Origin of the sequence: Fluviicola taffensis DSM 16823, from assembly GCF_000194605.1 — a bacterium.
GTDB classification, from domain to species: domain Bacteria; phylum Bacteroidota; class Bacteroidia; order Flavobacteriales_D; family Crocinitomicaceae; genus Fluviicola; species Fluviicola taffensis.
The window spans coordinates 822845-839346 of sequence record NC_015321.1 but is presented as its reverse complement, the minus strand read 5'-3'; the positions used below and the strand labels follow the sequence as shown (position 1 = coordinate 839346).

The following is a 16502-nucleotide window of genomic DNA, read 5'->3' as shown; positions in this document are numbered from 1 at the left end:
TATTTTTTGAAGTTCAATGTTAACATATTTTGAACAATTATGAATCGAAAGTTTTTTTAATCAAATGCCAAGGCTGGAAATATACTCCAATAATATCTTAGATTGATTTTCGCGTGAGTAGAATAAGATTGCCTCTGGTTTACCATTGTAGTTAATAAATCCATTTTTAATCCATTCATCGTATTGGTCTTGGATATAGGAAGTGATTTGATCGGTTGTGCTAAATGACTCCCCTGCATTGGTTTCTACTAATAATTTATCTAAGACATCACCAGTTGATGGTGCAATAATAATGGGACGTTTGGCACCGAGATATTCGAATATCTTTCCTGAATACACCCCAGATAATCCAATATATTCAGGTTTCCAAACGATGTGACTTGCTTCAAGTGCTTCAAGTGCTTGAGCTCTTGGAATTCGATTGGTAATATGTAAAAATTCGCTTGGGATAGCTTTTCTAATTGCAGTACCAACTTCTGGGATGACATCTGTGCCTAGAAAATTGAATTTGACTTTAGGATTTGGATTATTTTGAATGAATTTTTGAAAGGACTCCAGAAATAGTTCATATTCATGTTCGGGGTAAATTGAACCAAGAAGTGTGATATGGAATAACTCGCTTTTTAGGTTTTCTAAAGGGATAAATTGACTGAAAATCGATTGTTCATACCCGTTAAAGATCACTTTATATGGTTTTCCGGTTGCCTTACCTAAGTAGCTGGTTATTTCATTGTTTACACCAACGATCGCGGAACATTTTTCAAGCGATCTTTTCATCGATTTCATAATAAAACGATGAATGAAAAGATCTCTGAATGGGATTTTAAGCGAGTTGTTTAATGTAATGGTATTTTCGAAATCCCTAAAATCGGCAATGTATGGAATAGTGTATTTTCGATTTAATTCTGAAGCTAAGGAAACCAAATTATTTGGTGGAGCACTCACCAAAATCAAATCTGGAGTCCAATTTTCAATTAGTTCACATGCTTCCTGAAAGAAATCATCAAGAACTATTTCAGTTTCCATTTCACCTCGCCAGAGCTTGAATAAAGTTTTGAGCTTATTCTTTTTCCTGATTTTTGAAATGTAAGGAATTCTAATTACATCGAGTTTTTCATTTATTTTCTCTGTTGTTTTTGATTTTTCATTCGAACTGAGGTAATCATTCCAACTCTTTTCATTTCCCTCCCATTGTCTGGTGAGTACCTTTACTTCGTGTTCAATCGAAAAATCATTAGCAAATGCCGCGGGTCTATATGCCGCTATTCCATTACATGGAGGATAAAAGTATGCGATTATTAATATTTTTTTCATTCAAATTTATTTAAGAGATACGATCTCCAGGAGGCGTTTATGCCAGCATTCTCTAACCATTCATTTTGCGGCGGTTCGAATCCCACTTTTTCTTTTCTCCAACAAATTTCTTCTGGTAAAACTTCTTCAAATGTGACACGCATAATATATTTAGTCCATCCCAGTTTTAGCTTGAACTCATCAGGAAGAGAGAAACAAAATTCTACCAATTCATGGAACAAGAAAGGTAAGCGAATCTCTCTGCTATGTGCCATGGAATTTCGGTCAGCATAACGCAACAGGTCTTGCAAGGGACCGCGCATAGTACTATTGTAAAGATGTTCGTTTAACCTTTTTACAGCTTTATTGGGTTTTATCTTACCTTTTACTTCGTAGTAGTTTAATCTTTTTATCAATGCTTTTTTCAGGCCAGTATGAGGTGTGTGAAAATCAATAAAACGATGCTGTTCTTTGATTCTTTTGCGCGAAAAAAAAGGTTTTTCGTGGAATAAAGATTGCAGGTAATCGGAGTAATAGTTAATATATCCTGCAAGAATTTCATCAGCTCCCTGGCCGTCAATCAATACAGTAACATTCTTTTCCTTTGCTAGGAGTTGAACGCGGTATTGTGCGTAAATGCTGGCACTTCCAAAGGGTTCTTCTTGATGAAAGCACAATTGTTCAATATCACTTGCCATTTCCATGCCTGTCGGCCAGGTATTGTAGGATTCAAAACCTGTTTTTTCGATTACCTTCTCAATGAAATAACCTTCGTCTTTTTTGAAGTCCTTGAATCTGGCTGAAAAAGTAAGTGGAGTAACCTGTTGCTGATGGGCGTAGGGTTTCATATTACAAACAATCGAAGAACTATCCAAACCACCGCTTAGGCTTGTTCCTACGGGAACATCGGAACGGAAACGCCGGGTAAGACTCAATTGAAACAGGCGATTGAACTCGATGCATGCATCCTGAAAGTTCAGTTTGCAATCTTGCTTTTTCCAGTCGATATCGTAATACTTTTGAATTTCATGCGATCCGTCCGGTTTGACTTTCATCCAGTGTCCATGTTCCAAACGCCAGATAGCTTCATAAAAGGTTTCGTTGATGTTTTCGGGAAGATGGACAGAACCTGTCTTTTCAAAATGAGTAAACAGCCGGTCATTCTTCTTTTTAGGAATGGAAGCTGCCCAAAGTGCTTTCATTTCAGATGCAAAATAGAATTGATTGTCATGAAAACAATAGTGAAAAGGCTTTTCTCCAAAACGGTCTCTGGCACAAAACAAAGTTTCATCCTTAGCATCCCAGATTGCAAAAGAGAACATCCCATCCAAATCCTGCAGACAAGCCTCTTTTTTTTGGTCGAATAAAGCAAGCAAAACTTCAGTGTCTGTATCAGAAGTGAAGGAATAACCAGCTTCTGTCAGTTGTTGTTTTAACTCAATGTAATTGTAAATTTCACCGTTAAATGTAATCGTATACCGATCCAGGTAATGCATGGGCTGTTTCCCTTTCTCCGAAAGATCAATAATGGAAAGCCTTCTGTGACCCAAGGCAACCTGGTTTTTTTCATCGATCCAATGTCCTTCACCGTCAGGTCCTCTGTGACGGATACTGTCAGTCATGAGTTTAATTTCGGATACAAATTTATCCGATGGAGTAAAAGATACGATTCCCGAAATACCACACATGTATTGAATGCTTGATTGAAGTTACAAATTTAAACTTTGTTTTTTCTGGTTTTAAAATTGCTGTAAAATTGTTTGATTGCGTCAAATGATTTTCGGTCCCAGAGATAAAGTGCTATAAAACCGGAAATAATGTATCCGATGATTAAAATTCCTTTGATAATGATATTGATATAGGTCACATCTGTTTTAATCAGAAGATATAGAAGGTACAGCCCGAATGAGAACCCGCAAAGTGAAAGAACGAGTATCATTTTATAGGGGATGTGGTATCTTTTTTGAGCTGAGAAATAGACGTAAATAGGAATGATCATATTCCCGATAATCATACTGATGGCAGTTCCCGTTTTTCCATACATAGGTGTTAACACAACTAATAGACCTGTTGTCACTGCGGCAGACAATAATACCGATATAGCCAAAGGTTTATTGTTTTTTACAATTCCATTTCCAATCCCAATAATGTAAACGTAACTGTAAATAGTTGAATTAAAAGACAAGAATCCGGCGACAAGGTAAGCATCATAATAATTGGGTGTTGTAAAAACAACGAGTAGCTCATAAGCAAACAAGGCAAGTGAAAGTGCTATCAGGTTTGCAATGATCGTGTAGGCAGTTAGAACGGTACTGTAAACTTCTTTTGCATTATCCTTTTTGATAATGGAATAAGCAAAGGGGCCCCAAGCCATTTGGAAAGAACTGGTAAAGAGCGTAACGGCTGAAGAAATGGTTAATCCAAGTTGAAAAATTCCGACTTCCTCTAAATCATAAAAATAGTCCAATACAAAGGTTGAAGAACTATTGATGACCCAAAAGGCTATGGATGTAGGGATGAGTGGGAGTGCAAAAACCAGCATTTCTTTCAATCTTTTCCCTGACAAATACTTCATGGAGATCCATGATCTGAGCAGGAAAATGCAGTAGATACTTGCCACTGAATTGCTGATGACTACGGCATAAAAGACACCAATAATTCCGGACCGTTCCATTAAAACGAAATAGATCGTGAGCCCGATCGTTAGTAAAGAGTAAAGCAGGCTGAATACAACTGTGTGAACTGCTTTGCGCTGCATTCGAAGCCAGTTTTGAACAATAATTGGTAAAACCCCTGTAAATACACTGATTGCAGAAATAATAAATAAATCCGGATCGTTTGTGTGTAATAGTTTCTTACTGAGGAACCCGGAAAGAAGGATGATTCCTGAGCAAACGACAGTTGTGATCAGTAATTGAAACCAAAACCAACTTGAAATGGTTTTTTTACGGTCTTCCAGATCTTCCGTATCGTAAAACCAGCGTGCAGCCGAATTGTCTAAAGCGAAAACCACAAAGATGCCCACGAAAAAGAAAAAGGAATTGATGATATTGATCATCCCGTAGTCTGAAGGCTCAAAAATATTCGTGTATAATGGAACCAGGAAAATCCCGATGAATTTGGTGACAATCCCACTGATCCCATAAATGGCACTTTCACCAACTAGTTGCTTTAATAATGATCTCATTGCTGGGTATCGTTAAAAATGTCAACTAATTGAGCGGCAATTTTATCGGAATCATGATACTTTTCAATAAAATTCCTGCTTTTAATCCCAGTTTGATTTCGCAATCCTGGATCGGATAGAAGACGGACCAGGTTTTCTTTCAGATTGCCGGGATCTGTATTTATGATCGGACAATCCAATGGCAATCCGAGTTCGAATAATTCCGGTAATAAATAGCACATGACAGGTTTTCCGAATGCCATTGCTTCGCAGGCAGCCATACCATAGCCACCACAAATGATTTGATCCAGAAAAATGTCAGCCGTTTGCATTTCTTTCAGTACCTGGTCTCTTGACATTCCATGCAGGTAAACAAAGTCGAAATCATGCGTTTCTTTTAATTCGGATATCACTTTTTCAATGGTTGGTGTGCCTTTGGCAATCGGGGCAGAGGGAGAGTGAACAATCTTCGGTCTTTGAATGGATATTTCAGGAAATGCAGGTGAAAATTTTTTAATCTCAATTCGCTGGAAAAGGGTTTTCGGGAGAGGAAACAGATCCTCCCGAATGTACAATTTCATTTCCGGAGCAGCAAGTGCCTGAGCTTTATAGTTGGAAAATTTGAGTTGAACTCCGTTTTTCCGATCAGAAGATTCCAGGTCTTTGTACTCGTAGCCTTTATCGAATGTCTCGTCAAACCATGGATTTATTTTTCGCAATTTTTCAGGGTCCCGAATATCGCTGCCCATCCATTCAATAAAAATCGGTTTTCCTAAAGAATAGGCTAATTTCAAATCTTCTTCCTCCAATAAACTATCCCACAGGTAATAAACGACATCTGACCATTGAATGAGTTTTTTTATCCGTCTTTTGAATGTCAGTTTATGAAGCAGGAATGCAAAGGGCTTTTTTTTTGAAACGTAAAGAGGAATATAAGTGCCAAATTCATTTTCCGAAACGTAGTGGTGTTTTGAGGTTGTAATGTATTTTGCCTGTATCCCTTTTATTTTATTGAGGGAATTTGCCAATGTCGAATGAGAGGAAGCTAAGTTATGAATAAGTAAAATTTTCATTTAGTAAAACCCTTAGTTTGATACGATATTAATCCCAGTCAACATTAATCATGTTGTTTCTATGTAACAAATCAGAATAGAGTTGTTTACAAGCGTCTGCTCTGCCGTCAATTGCCCTTTGAATTTTTTGCCAGGGACTCATGACTTCTTCTGTCCACCATTCACAATGCGTAAGCAGATGCAATTTTCGGAATTTGGATCGAATTACATCTTCCATTCGTTCATAACGCCAGTAGCCATTACTGTCCGAACAGTATTTCATTTCTTGTTGAAAAAAGTCTGAGTAGCAGTTGATCAATCCTGCATATTCCGGTTTTCTGCAGTTTAATATGAAAGCGTTGGTATTATGAAATGAGAACGAGTGGATTTTCACCTTAAATAACGATTCCAACAGCAATTTTTCTTCGTTAAGGTGAAGGCGAATTTCATCCTCTGTTTGAATATCGTAAAAATGCGTATCGAAATGAACCCCGACGTCATGTCCCAATTCAATAATTTGCCTGATTGAATTAAATGCTTCTTTTTCGAATACGTTATAGAATTCGCTGTGCAAATGGATAAAGTATGTTGTCCGAACACCTTCGGCATTTTCTATTTGTGCGCATCTAAGTGCTCTTTGAGGGGAAAAATCGATATCATGTCTCAATAGAATAAAATTATCCTGATTTTCAAGTTCATGATATAATTTGAAATCGTAATTTTCCTTGCCTATTCGTATTAGATTTTGATAATTTGCAGTTGTAAAATCATCAAAATAGTATTTTTCCCTGTTCGTCATAATGGAACAATTAGTGCGTGATTTTTTTAGCCGGGTTTCCATACCAAACTTCATTCTCGCCAACGGAATTAAGCACCGCGCTACCCATTCCAATCAACGAGTTAGAATCAATTATAATTCCATTTTTGATAGTAGAACCGGCGCCAATGTAAACTTGCTTTCCGATTTCAACATTTCCTGCTACCAAAACATTTCCGCAGATAATACTTCCTGTTCCAATATGAGAATCATGATGAACGGTTGAGTTTGCAAGTATAATTACGTGGTCATCAATAGTGGCATTCGGACCAATTGAAACTCCCGCAGAAATGAATACATTCTTCCCGATCTTGGCATATTTTGAAACAACGGCACTTGGATGGATAACGGTTTCCCATAAGACGTCGCTGTTGAATCTCTGAATAGTCTCCAACCTATTCTGATAAGATGCAACGCTTCCGTGAACACTAATCAAGTGAGGTATGCTAACTTTTTGAAACTCATTTCCTGAAATAACAGGAATCCCATGAAAATTTTTGCCAATGTGCTCTTGATTGTCGGATACGAAAACGATGTTGGAAATGTCATCAATGCAATCCAAAACCTCTAAGCCCGAACCGCTGTATGGAAAGATATATAGCTTATCCATTTGTGGCTTGTTTTAAAATGATGCAAACTTGTTTCAGATCCGAACCATTCAGGCGCTCATACAAAGGTAAAACCAATCCTTTCCGGTTTGCTTTTAATGCGTTTGGAAATAAATCCGCACAATTCAATTGATATTTACGTTGGTAGAAGGTTTCATTTGGAATGCATTGTGCTCCAAGATTAACACCTACACCTTCTTCTTTCATTTGTTGGATTAGTGAATCCCGGTCAATGTGCTCTGGAACTAAAACATGAAATGATTGCCATGTATGAACATAGTTTTCAGGAACGGTTGGCAAAACAAAATCCGTATCCTGAAGTTCTTTAAAATAAATTTCTGCAAGTGCTTGTTTTGAAGACAGAATCTGTTCAAACCGTTGAAACTGACTTAATACCAGGGCTGCCTGAATATCTGTCATCCGGTAATTGAATCCAGCTGCTACGAAATTCATTTTTCCATCTCGCGCATCAATTCCATGATTCCTTAATATCCGTAATTGGGATGCAAGCGCCTCATTATTGGTAACCAATAGTCCTCCTTCACCCGAAGTAATTGCTTTTCGGGGATGAAATGAGAAAGACCCCAAATCTCCAGATGTGCCTGCAAAAATTTGTCCTGTTTTTGCTCCCAAAGCACAAGCTGCATCTTCAATGACTGCAAATTGGTGTTTTTTAGCGAGCTCATTAATAACTCTCAGGTTGCAAGCTAATCCAAATTCATGAACCGGAATGATTGCTTTTGTTCTTGAAGTGATTTTTGCTTCAATTAAGTTTGGGTTGATATTGAAAGTTTCCAATTCAATATCGACAAAAACAGGTGTTGCACCAACTAGTTCAACCACGTTTGCTGTTGCAACATAAGATAGGGCAGGAACAATCACTTCATCACCAGGGCCAATTCCGAGAACAATCAATGCGAGATGTAAGGTTGCGGTTCCGTTAGAAACGGCAATAGCATGTTTTACTCCGAGATAAGCTGCGATTTGCTCTTCCAAAGCTTCCACCTTTTTTCCCTGAATTAACATTCCCGATTGCAGTACCTCAGTAACGGCATCAATATCCTGTTGCTGAATATCGGGAATCATTAAAGGAATAAAAAGATTTTTTTCCATTCTTTATAGTGATTTGAAATATTCTGCTGTGCGAATAATTCCTTCTTCTAAATCTACTTTTGCTTTAAAACCAAGCAATTCTTCGGTTTTTTTGACCGATGGAATACGTAATTCAATATCTGCAGAAAGTTGGTCTCTGAATTTAATTTCAGATTTCGAGTTTAATACGCGACAAACTGTTTGAGCTAACCCCAAAGTTGTAATTACTGCGCGTGCATTTCCAAGATTGAAACTTTCACCCACCGCTTTCGGATTTTCCAAGCAACGCATCAAACAATCTACAAAATCATCTACGTAGCACCAAGCTCTTATTTGGCTTCCATCTCCATTGATAAAAATCTCTTCGTTTTTTAAAGCTTTTTTGATGAAAATTTGCATAGCACCTTCACCTGTTTGTCCTGGGCCATAAACGTTGAAAGGCCTTACTGTAACCGTTGGTAATTTGTATTGAGCGTGGTAAGCATGCGTTAAATGTTCGCCTGCTAATTTGCTAACGGCATAAGTCCATCGTGCTTCTCCTGCAGAACCGGAAACAGTTTCATCCTTTTCAGTTGATTTGAAAGCCATTGAACCAAATATTTCGGAGGTCGAAAAATCAATAAAGCGATCACTAACTTGATTGATTCGTGCAGCTTCCAATGCATTAGCAGTGCCAATCATGTTAACAGTCATGGTTTTGACAGGGTCTTTAATTACGGTGTCAATACCTGCGATTCCAGCAGCATGCACAACGATTTCTGCACCTTCCATTGATTTTGTAAGTAGTTCCTTGTCAAGAACATCTCCTTTAATAATGGTTAGATTTTTATGTTTCGCGAAGATACTATTGCTAATTGTATCTCGGTGGAAATTATCAAAGACAATAATGGTGTTTTCTTCAATTAGGTTTGAAATAAGTGTGTTGGCGATGAATCCAGCGCCGCCAGTTATAAAAATTCGTTTATTTTTTATCATTTGTGTGCAGAAATAAATCCATGGAACTTATTTTTTATGATCCATTGGAGTAGCCAAATTACACAAAAATCTGCACTTTGTTATTGCGCAAACATTAATTTGGTATACAGATTAAGTCTGTTTGATAGTCTAATGACAGAATCGATTTCAAATCACTAAGACCTTCTTTTGTACTTATTTTATAGTTCAATGATTTAAGCTTCTCTAATGATTCTTCAATATCTCCACCTTGTACTTGAATATTTTGGACGCTATATTCAAAAATTAGTATTGGTCTAAAGCGTTTAATTGTTTCTTCTGCTCCTTTCAAAACCTGTAACTCAAAGCCTTCGACATCAATTTTGATAAAATCAACGAATGAAATTTGATACTCGAAAATAAAATCATCCAGTGACGTAACGGGTACAGAAATAGTGTCTTTAGAATAATTAGACGTCATACGAAAACCTCCACTATTTGAAGGGCTATGCTGCACCATGTTTAAAGTACCTTTTTTAAAGCTCAACCCCAAATTATAGGCCTTAATTCCGTTGTTTTTATTCAGAATAATGTTGCTTTCAAGCTTGCTAAATGTTCTGGGGTATGGCTCAAAAGCATAAATAATCGGTTTTAACTTTTTTGCTTTTTGCATGGTGAACATATTAAAAGCTGTTTGACCAATATTGGCTCCAATATCGAAAATAGCTTCTGACTTTTGAAGATAGTTAAGTACATAATCGCTTGAGTCTGACTTACAGTAGAAATAGACCAACCATTCCTGATAGTCACTTAAATCCAATTGATACCATATACCTTTTCGTTTTACTGTGCGAATTGTTCCAGGTTTATAGTGATTATTGGAAGGTACCAGTTTGAAAACCCAATTTCTTGCATTGGATAATAGAATGATTCCTATTAGCAGATTTTCTGCAATTTTATTTTTGAGGAGTCTTTTCATGAACGATTATTAAACAAATTGGTGCTTCAATTTTAAAAAATACTTTTCGAAGTAGTTGTAGCTGATTATTGAAATAAAGTAGGTTAGCAGAAGACTGATTATCGGCTCAATTACCAAAACTGTCCAAAAAGTATCCTGATGAAATAGTGATTTTGTGAATGTAATTGTTATCAGAATTGCTAAAAAATGCAGGCAATACATCCCGTATGTGTATTTCCCACTCTTTATAAGTAGTTTAAAACGAGATAGTCTAAAAATTCCATTTATATTGATTGCCTGATCCAAAATAATCCATGACATCAAGATTGAAGTGAAAATTCGTTCATAAGGGATAAGGTTGTTATTCCATGCTAGTATTTCATCCCTAACAAAGAAGTGAACTGCAAAAGCAAAGTACGGTAACACTTGAGTAACAAGTGAGCTGGAAATAATTCGATTCTGAAGTGCTTTATAACGAATGATTAGCCATGCAACAAATGATCCGATTACTAAATCATTCATGCAAGATAAGGTGTGAAACTCAATATGGTAATAGTTGTTATGCGTAATTCGATATCCTAAACTTGCTAAAATTAAGGTGCTGAATAGAATCCAGTAGTGTTTAACAGGAAGTAATGACAAAAGTAAAGGCCAAATCAAATAAAATTGTTCTTCGATGGAAACACTCCAAAGAACACCCAGAATTGAAGCGTCAGGCCTACCATTTGTGATAAAGTCGAAGTTGCTGGTAAAGGTCACATAGTTGATTAAATGAGCAGTTTCTTGGGATGTTTGTCCAAAATGAGATTTAATAATGGGAAATAAAAAGAAGCCAAAGAATACGCAGAAAAAATAAAGAGGCCAAATTCGTAAGACTCTCCGGATCCAAAAATGAATAACATTTATTTTTTTAGTATCTTGTTTTTCAACGATTAACAGATAAGTAATGAGAAACCCACTTAGTACAAAAAAGAAATTGACTCCCAAATTTCCATTAGAAAACAATCCAACCTTGACAGTATAATAGGTTTGGGAGTTTAATACCGTTAAGTTCTGACTGGTAAAGCTGTGAAAAAAGAACACCATCAAAAAACAAATTGTTCGAAGACCGTCCAGATTTTTAAAATAGATCGTGCTTTTTTTCATGAGATACCTATTCAGAGATTGTTAGATTTTGTTTCCTATTTCTATCCACTTTACTGAATATATATAATAAGAAAAATGGCAGAATTGGAGCTTTAAGCCTTGCAAGCACACCGAATAAGCCTGAAGTCAAACCAACAAAATAGGCTAGAATAAGCACAAACAAAAGGCTGAAGATTAGGAAATTTTTTGTCTTAGTATCGTCTATGAGATTTATTAGATTCGCTTTTTCCCTTCTTCTACGAAAGATGGATAAGGTTAATGTCAGGAAAATAGAACTTTCAAGGCCATTTATTACCATTAAAGCATTGTCAGCCTCCCAAAGAAATGGTCTGTAAATCGTTGTTAAAATTGCATTGGGTATAACTGTAACCATGGTTGTAGAATTGACTTCTGAAATCCCTAAATTATAACGTTTTCCAGTATAGTTGGTGTTGTTTTGGAAATCCAAATAAATTGTATTAGCTGACTTTGTTAAGTTTTCAGATGTGAATTCCCCCAAAAATGAAGCGCTGCTCATAAAAAAAACAATGCTTGATAAAGCAATTGAAATCCCAAAAAGACGAGTTAGAAATTTTGTAATGGCTGGTTTGTTTTTGTTTAATCTGAAAACAAAGAGGATGAATACGGGAATTAGAATAGGTAACAAGAGAAAAGAGCGAGTAACATAAATAAACGACAATCCAATGAGGGTACTGATGATGACTATAAAACTAGATTGTTTGTTTAGAATTTTGAAAATTCCCATGATTACAACTAACAAACTGGCATAGGTGACTGAATCTTTCATGATTCCTGTACACCAAAAGCCAACAGTTGGAATAAACAAAATTGCATATGCAATATATTTACTTTGAATGCTAAGGTATGAATTCAGAAAGCGAAAGAATTTCCAAGAAATTATCGTAGTAAGAATTGAGTAAAACAAGTTTAATGCGAGATAACTCTTGAAGGAGAAAAATGATAATGGACTACTTAATTTACAGATAAACCAAGAGTTTGGCTCATTATAAATCCACATTGGGGGCACTCCAGTTTTCTGGTTGTAGTAATGGGGGATATAATCTTTTGTTGGGGAAGAGAATATCTCCGTTAGATAATCCAAGGGAGACTCATAAAATAAATTATTTAAGGTGTCAGCTCCTTGCCAGTAAGCAGTCGTATCTCCTCCTCCATAGTTATATACATAGACATAAGCCATAGCGAAACCCATAAGTATTTTCCAGAAGAAATGAGGCAGGAAATAACGGTATTCTGGGTTCTCCTTGTTTTTTAAGTAGATTAGAATAGTAATTAGACTAAACAGAATAAGGTATGCTGAAAAGAATATCCAATCATATAATGTAAACTGAGTATACTTCATGACCTACTGATGATGATAAGGTTCATTCTTCAAAATCGTCATTGCGCGATAAACTTGTTCGATGAAAAATAAGCGAATCATTTGATGCGAAAAGGTCATTTGAGAAAGGGATATTTTTCCATTTGCTCGTTGGTAAACGGAATCGCTAAAACCATACGGTCCGCCGATCACAAAGTATAGCTGCTTTCCACCGCGATTAAATTGATCTTGTAGGTACTGAGAAAACTCCATCGAACTGAATTCCTTACCACGTTCATCCAATAATATTAAAGTGTCAGAAACTCCAATTTTATCCAGGATTAATTCTCCTTCTTTTTGCTTGATTTGTGTTTCAGATAAGCTTTTTGCTTGTTTAATATCTGGAATTACTTGCATTTGGAACGACAAATAATGGCCAAGCCTTTTCAGGTATTCTTGTTCTCCATCTTCTAGAAATTTCTTTCCTGTTTTCCCAATACAAAGTAGCGTTACCTGCATGCAACGAAGATACGAAAATTGTGATTAGTGTGTTCCTTTCGATGAATTAGTGTCTGAGAGAATTAAATAAAGAGTTCAGTTTTAATTGTTCTAGCGTTTTAATAGATTTTTTTTACGGATTCTCATTTTAGGCATTATATTTGTTCATGGCCAGTGATAAATTGTCTGAATTATGAATTTTATTTTATCCTTAATTGCTTCCATCATTTGTTCCTTAAGTGTACTTACTGATGCCAGTTTTTCGGCAGTAGAGCAAGCTTTTGGACGAGAAGATGCTACTAAAATTATTTCTTACGGAAAAGATAAAGTGTTACTTCAAATTCAGGGAAAAGAAGGTGTTTATGCTCAGTCACAAGCCACTCAATTATTGAAAGATTTCTTTAATCGCAAACCAGTTTCTAGTTTTCGTTTCACCTTTAAAGGGAAGGAAAGCGATGATTCTCCATTGACAACTGGAATTTATACTTCTAAAAGCGAATCTTTTCGCGTAACGATTAAGTGGAAGCACATTGGTTTAGATTTACGTATAGAATCATTGTCCATCGAGTAAGTCAGAACTTAAAAGAGAGAAAAGTTGATTGAAACACTTCGACCTGCTCACTTTTTACTTCTCAATTCTCGCTTTACACTTTTTACTTTTACCTTTACGTTATGTTTGATGAAATTGTAAAAAATGCCTTGCAAGAAGATTTAGGAGATGGAGATCATTCCTCTTTAGCTTGTATCCCTCAAAATGCTTCTGGAATTGCTAAATTATTAGTGAAAGATACGGGAGTTTTAGCAGGTGTGGAAGTTGCTAAGAAAGTGTGCGAATTGGTCGATTCAACATTGGTTTTTGAAGAGTTATTGTCAGATGGCGCTTGGGTAAAGCCTGGTGATATTGCCTTTTATCTGAAAGGAAGTGCTCAATCTATTTTAGGTGCAGAACGGACATTGTTGAATTTTATGCAGAGGATGTCTGGTATTGCGACTCAAACAAAAACGTATGTTGATTTATTAGAAGGAACGAATACAAGGTTGTTAGATACTCGAAAAACCACTCCAGGAATTCGCTACATGGAAAAATGGGCTGTAAGAATTGGAGGTGGTATGAACCATCGATTTGCCTTGTACGATATGATTATGTTGAAGGATAACCATGTTGATTTTGCAGGTGGAATCCGTGAAGCAATTACTCGCACGCATGATTATTTAAAGGCTACAGGGAAAAGTTTGAAGGTAGAAATCGAAGTGCGTAATATTGCAGAGTTACATCAGGTTTTGGAAGTTGGAATGGTGGATCGAATTATGTTGGATAATTTTACGCCACCCTTGTTAAAAGAAGCAATCGAAATCATTGATGGTCGCTATGAAACGGAGGCATCCGGAGGTATAACAAAGCAAACCATTCGCTCTTTCGCTGAAACGGGTGTTGATTTTATTTCTGTTGGTGCACTGACTCATAGTTTCCAAAGTTTGGATATGAGTTTGAAAGCGACATTTTAATTTAGCTTGAATTAATTCAGGTCAATTAGCATCATACAAATATCATCCAATTGTTCTTCTTTACCCATCCATTCGAGTAATCCTTTTTCAATGTTCTTCAAATGAGTTGTTGGATTTGAATCAAATTTGTCGATAACCATTTTCTTAAGGCCAGGGGTTTTTAATTTTTTGCCCGTTTTTTCTCCGAATTGGTCAATACACCCATCCGAGAACAATAAGATTCGCTCATTTGGGTGATAAGTCATCTCATGTTGCACAAACGCCAAACTTGATTCTGATTTCCCTACGGGTCTTTTCGTTGGAGGAATTACTTTTATTTCAGTCTCATTTAGAATCCAAAGCGGATTATTTGCACCACAAAAACGCATGATTTTTTTCTCTGAATTGAAACAGACAACGGATATGTCCATTCCATCTGAAAGCTCCATCCCGTCTGTCAGTAAATAGTTTCTCAAATAGGTGCTCACTCGCGTTAATAAGTCTGCAGGATCTGCTTCTTCCAATAAACGAGAAGACTCATTTAGAGCATTCATACATAAAACGCTCATCATTGCTCCAGGAACACCATGACCAGTACAATCTGCAACGGCGACGAATTTCCAAATATCTTCACCAATTCGAATACGTTTAATCCAATAAAAATCACCAGCTACAATGTCTTTAGGATAATAAAAAACATTCAGATTAGGAATTAAGTTTGTATAGTATGAATTACTTGGTAACAATGCATTTTGAATGCGTTTTGCGTATAAAATACTACTTGTAATTTCTTCGTTTTTATGTTCCAATTCATTTCGTTGCTGAATAACCTCTTTCGTGCGTAAATCAACCTCGGCTTCCAATTGAATGTTTAGATTTTCTTTCAATTCATTGGCTTCAGCGAGAACAGAGATGGAAGCATCATTCATTAATTTGAAACGTTGTAGAATTGCAAATGTTAAGATGATCATTTCAACTGCGAATCCTATTTGTAAGCCATTATCTGCGAGAAATGAGTTTGGAATGATTCCAAAATTCCGAAGTACAAAAGCAAATACTGAAATTTGTAGTACAGAAAAAGCGACTAAGTATGATTTTGCTGTTTTTGAACCAGTCCTTAAAGTAATGATGAGTGGATAGATGATAAATAAATTCAGAATCAAGGTGAGTGCATTAACAGTAATGGCTGAAATATTCATGAAAATTGTTCCAGGAATCAAGCTGATACAAAGGTTTATCAATAACGATATTTGAATAAATCGCACAAAAGGAAGTATTCGAGGAGTATTTTGCTTTAGTTCGAGGAAACGATAAGTAAAATTCAAAAAGTAAAATACACCCAAGGTTGCAAATATCGGATTTGCGCGATTTGAGATAAAGAATTGATCTGTCCAGAGCCAAGTTGTTCCAAAGCCAAGTAATGACATTTGGAGTAGGGTAAAGGAAGCTCCGTATAAGGTGTAGATATAAGCAATGCGCTGCCGAAACAATACTCCAATAGCAAGGTTGAGAATAATAATGAAAATCATTACTCCAAAAAGCAAGCCATAGAAAACCTGTTTATTTCCGTGTTTTACTTGAATATATGATCCTTTTTCAAGCGAACTTTGGAAGTAAAATTGCTCACCGCCATTATTTACGCGAAATAAGAAACCATTGGTACTATGTGGATCTAGTTTTAATGGGAAAATCAATTCTCGATTACCATTATATCTCCAAGCAAATGGTCTTTGATCTCCACCTTTCGAAACCGGAATAAACGTATTGTTTCCAATACGTTTGTAAACATCCACTTCGTCAATGATTGGATTACTTAATTTAAGCATACGAATCAATCGGGAATCGGAGATGTTTTTTGTTTCGAAATAGAACCAAACATCTTTTGTTTCGAATCCCAAATTTACCATGCGTGAATTCACAGGTTTAAATTCGTTTAAATGACTTCGTATTTCTTGAAGTGAAGAAGTTTTTTGAGGTGCAATGAAGTAACTGATTTGTTGTTCTTCTAATTTTATAAAATCGTCATTAGAATTAATAATTACTTGCGCATTAGTAACAACTTTAACAAGCAATAACAGAGATAGAACGAATAATTTTCTCACTACACTAAATTAGTAAAACATTTCAGCAAACTAC

At 36.1% G+C, this 16502-nt stretch carries 15 protein-coding genes; 2 read left to right on the top strand and 13 right to left on the bottom strand.

All coding sequences use genetic code 11. The features are described from left to right. Window positions 1-60: 60 nt before the first annotated feature. The 12 genes from FLUTA_RS03655 to rlmH form a co-directional block, all read right to left on the bottom strand. Window positions 61-1314, bottom strand: coding sequence for a glycosyltransferase family protein (locus tag FLUTA_RS03655; protein ID WP_013685501.1), 1254 nt, complete (start codon window positions 1312-1314; stop codon window positions 61-63). Continuing rightward, window positions 1311-2981: an asparagine synthase (glutamine-hydrolyzing) gene (gene asnB, locus FLUTA_RS03650; RefSeq protein ID WP_013685500.1), complete on the bottom strand. Its 1671-nt coding sequence runs from the start codon at window positions 2979-2981 to the stop codon at window positions 1311-1313. Before asnB ends, FLUTA_RS03655 begins: the two co-directional genes overlap by 4 nt. A gap of 29 nt (window positions 2982-3010) precedes the next feature. Next, window positions 3011-4480, bottom strand: coding sequence for a lipopolysaccharide biosynthesis protein (locus FLUTA_RS03645; RefSeq protein WP_013685499.1), 1470 nt, complete (start codon window positions 4478-4480; stop codon window positions 3011-3013). Then, window positions 4477-5532: a glycosyltransferase gene (locus FLUTA_RS20500; protein WP_013685498.1), complete on the bottom strand. Its 1056-nt coding sequence runs from the start codon at window positions 5530-5532 to the stop codon at window positions 4477-4479. The genes FLUTA_RS03645 and FLUTA_RS20500 overlap by 4 nt, the downstream gene beginning before the upstream one ends. Before the next feature lie 28 nt (window positions 5533-5560). After that, window positions 5561-6310, bottom strand: coding sequence for a hypothetical protein (locus FLUTA_RS03635; RefSeq protein WP_013685497.1), 750 nt, complete (start codon window positions 6308-6310; stop codon window positions 5561-5563). A gap of 10 nt (window positions 6311-6320) precedes the next feature. Continuing rightward, the gene (locus FLUTA_RS03630; protein ID WP_013685496.1) at window positions 6321-6938 is read right to left on the bottom strand and encodes a DapH/DapD/GlmU-related protein; all 618 of its coding nucleotides are present in this window, start codon (window positions 6936-6938) and stop codon (window positions 6321-6323) included. Further along, a complete protein-coding gene (locus tag FLUTA_RS03625; protein ID WP_013685495.1) occupies window positions 6931-8049 on the bottom strand; it encodes a DegT/DnrJ/EryC1/StrS family aminotransferase in 1119 nt (372 codons plus the stop codon). Before FLUTA_RS03625 ends, FLUTA_RS03630 begins: the two co-directional genes overlap by 8 nt. A 3-nt stretch (window positions 8050-8052) precedes the next feature. Continuing rightward, window positions 8053-9003 (bottom strand): NAD-dependent epimerase/dehydratase family protein, encoded by a 951-nt coding sequence (locus FLUTA_RS03620; protein ID WP_013685494.1) that lies wholly within the window; start codon window positions 9001-9003, stop codon window positions 8053-8055. A gap of 94 nt (window positions 9004-9097) precedes the next feature. Further along, a complete protein-coding gene (locus tag FLUTA_RS03615; protein ID WP_013685493.1) occupies window positions 9098-9940 on the bottom strand; it encodes an FkbM family methyltransferase in 843 nt (280 codons plus the stop codon). Window positions 9941-9949: 9 nt separating this feature from the next. After that, window positions 9950-11065 (bottom strand): acyltransferase family protein, encoded by a 1116-nt coding sequence (locus FLUTA_RS03610; protein ID WP_013685492.1) that lies wholly within the window; start codon window positions 11063-11065, stop codon window positions 9950-9952. 7 nt (window positions 11066-11072) lie between these two features. Then, the gene (locus tag FLUTA_RS03605; RefSeq protein WP_013685491.1) at window positions 11073-12425 is read right to left on the bottom strand and encodes a hypothetical protein; all 1353 of its coding nucleotides are present in this window, start codon (window positions 12423-12425) and stop codon (window positions 11073-11075) included. Window positions 12426-12428: 3 nt separating this feature from the next. Further along, complete coding sequence (gene rlmH / locus FLUTA_RS03600) at window positions 12429-12902, bottom strand: 23S rRNA (pseudouridine(1915)-N(3))-methyltransferase RlmH (protein ID WP_013685490.1); 474 nt, start codon at window positions 12900-12902, stop codon at window positions 12429-12431. A 172-nt stretch (window positions 12903-13074) separates the two neighbouring features. On the opposite strand from rlmH, the gene FLUTA_RS03595 reads away from it, so the two are divergent. Both FLUTA_RS03595 and nadC read left to right on the top strand, forming a co-directional pair. Then, window positions 13075-13452 (top strand): DUF4783 domain-containing protein, encoded by a 378-nt coding sequence (locus FLUTA_RS03595; RefSeq protein ID WP_013685489.1) that lies wholly within the window; start codon window positions 13075-13077, stop codon window positions 13450-13452. 101 nt (window positions 13453-13553) lie between these two features. Next, on the top strand, window positions 13554-14387 hold the full coding sequence (gene nadC, locus FLUTA_RS03590) for a carboxylating nicotinate-nucleotide diphosphorylase (RefSeq protein ID WP_013685488.1): 834 nt from the start codon (window positions 13554-13556) through the stop codon (window positions 14385-14387). An 11-nt stretch (window positions 14388-14398) separates the two neighbouring features. Here the strand turns inward: nadC and FLUTA_RS03585 are convergent, their stop codons facing one another. Beyond that, on the bottom strand, window positions 14399-16468 hold the full coding sequence (locus FLUTA_RS03585) for a 7TM diverse intracellular signaling domain-containing protein (RefSeq protein WP_013685487.1): 2070 nt from the start codon (window positions 16466-16468) through the stop codon (window positions 14399-14401). Window positions 16469-16502: the final 34 nt, after the last annotated feature.

Bases quoted from the DNA above. Each gene is read 5' to 3' on its own strand.
- asnB (WP_013685500.1), bottom strand. From the start codon at position 2,981: ATGTGTGGTATTTCGGGAATCGTATCTTTTACTCCATCGGATAAATTT.
- FLUTA_RS03645 (WP_013685499.1), bottom strand. From the start codon at position 4,480: ATGAGATCATTATTAAAGCAACTAGTTGGTGAAAGTGCCATTTATGGG.
- FLUTA_RS03625 (WP_013685495.1), bottom strand. From the start codon at position 8,049: ATGGAAAAAAATCTTTTTATTCCTTTAATGATTCCCGATATTCAGCAA.
- FLUTA_RS03620 (WP_013685494.1), bottom strand. From the start codon at position 9,003: ATGATAAAAAATAAACGAATTTTTATAACTGGCGGCGCTGGATTCATC.
- FLUTA_RS20500 (WP_013685498.1), bottom strand. From the start codon at position 5,532: ATGAAAATTTTACTTATTCATAACTTAGCTTCCTCTCATTCGACATTG.
- rlmH (WP_013685490.1), bottom strand. From the start codon at position 12,902: ATGCAGGTAACGCTACTTTGTATTGGGAAAACAGGAAAGAAATTTCTA.
- FLUTA_RS03630 (WP_013685496.1), bottom strand. From the start codon at position 6,938: ATGGATAAGCTATATATCTTTCCATACAGCGGTTCGGGCTTAGAGGTT.
- FLUTA_RS03610 (WP_013685492.1), bottom strand. From the start codon at position 11,065: ATGAAAAAAAGCACGATCTATTTTAAAAATCTGGACGGTCTTCGAACA.
- nadC (WP_013685488.1), top strand. From the start codon at position 13,554: ATGTTTGATGAAATTGTAAAAAATGCCTTGCAAGAAGATTTAGGAGAT.
- FLUTA_RS03655 (WP_013685501.1), bottom strand. From the start codon at position 1,314: ATGAAAAAAATATTAATAATCGCATACTTTTATCCTCCATGTAATGGA.
- FLUTA_RS03595 (WP_013685489.1), top strand. From the start codon at position 13,075: ATGAATTTTATTTTATCCTTAATTGCTTCCATCATTTGTTCCTTAAGT.
- FLUTA_RS03605 (WP_013685491.1), bottom strand. From the start codon at position 12,425: ATGAAGTATACTCAGTTTACATTATATGATTGGATATTCTTTTCAGCA.
- FLUTA_RS03635 (WP_013685497.1), bottom strand. From the start codon at position 6,310: ATGACGAACAGGGAAAAATACTATTTTGATGATTTTACAACTGCAAAT.
- FLUTA_RS03615 (WP_013685493.1), bottom strand. From the start codon at position 9,940: ATGAAAAGACTCCTCAAAAATAAAATTGCAGAAAATCTGCTAATAGGA.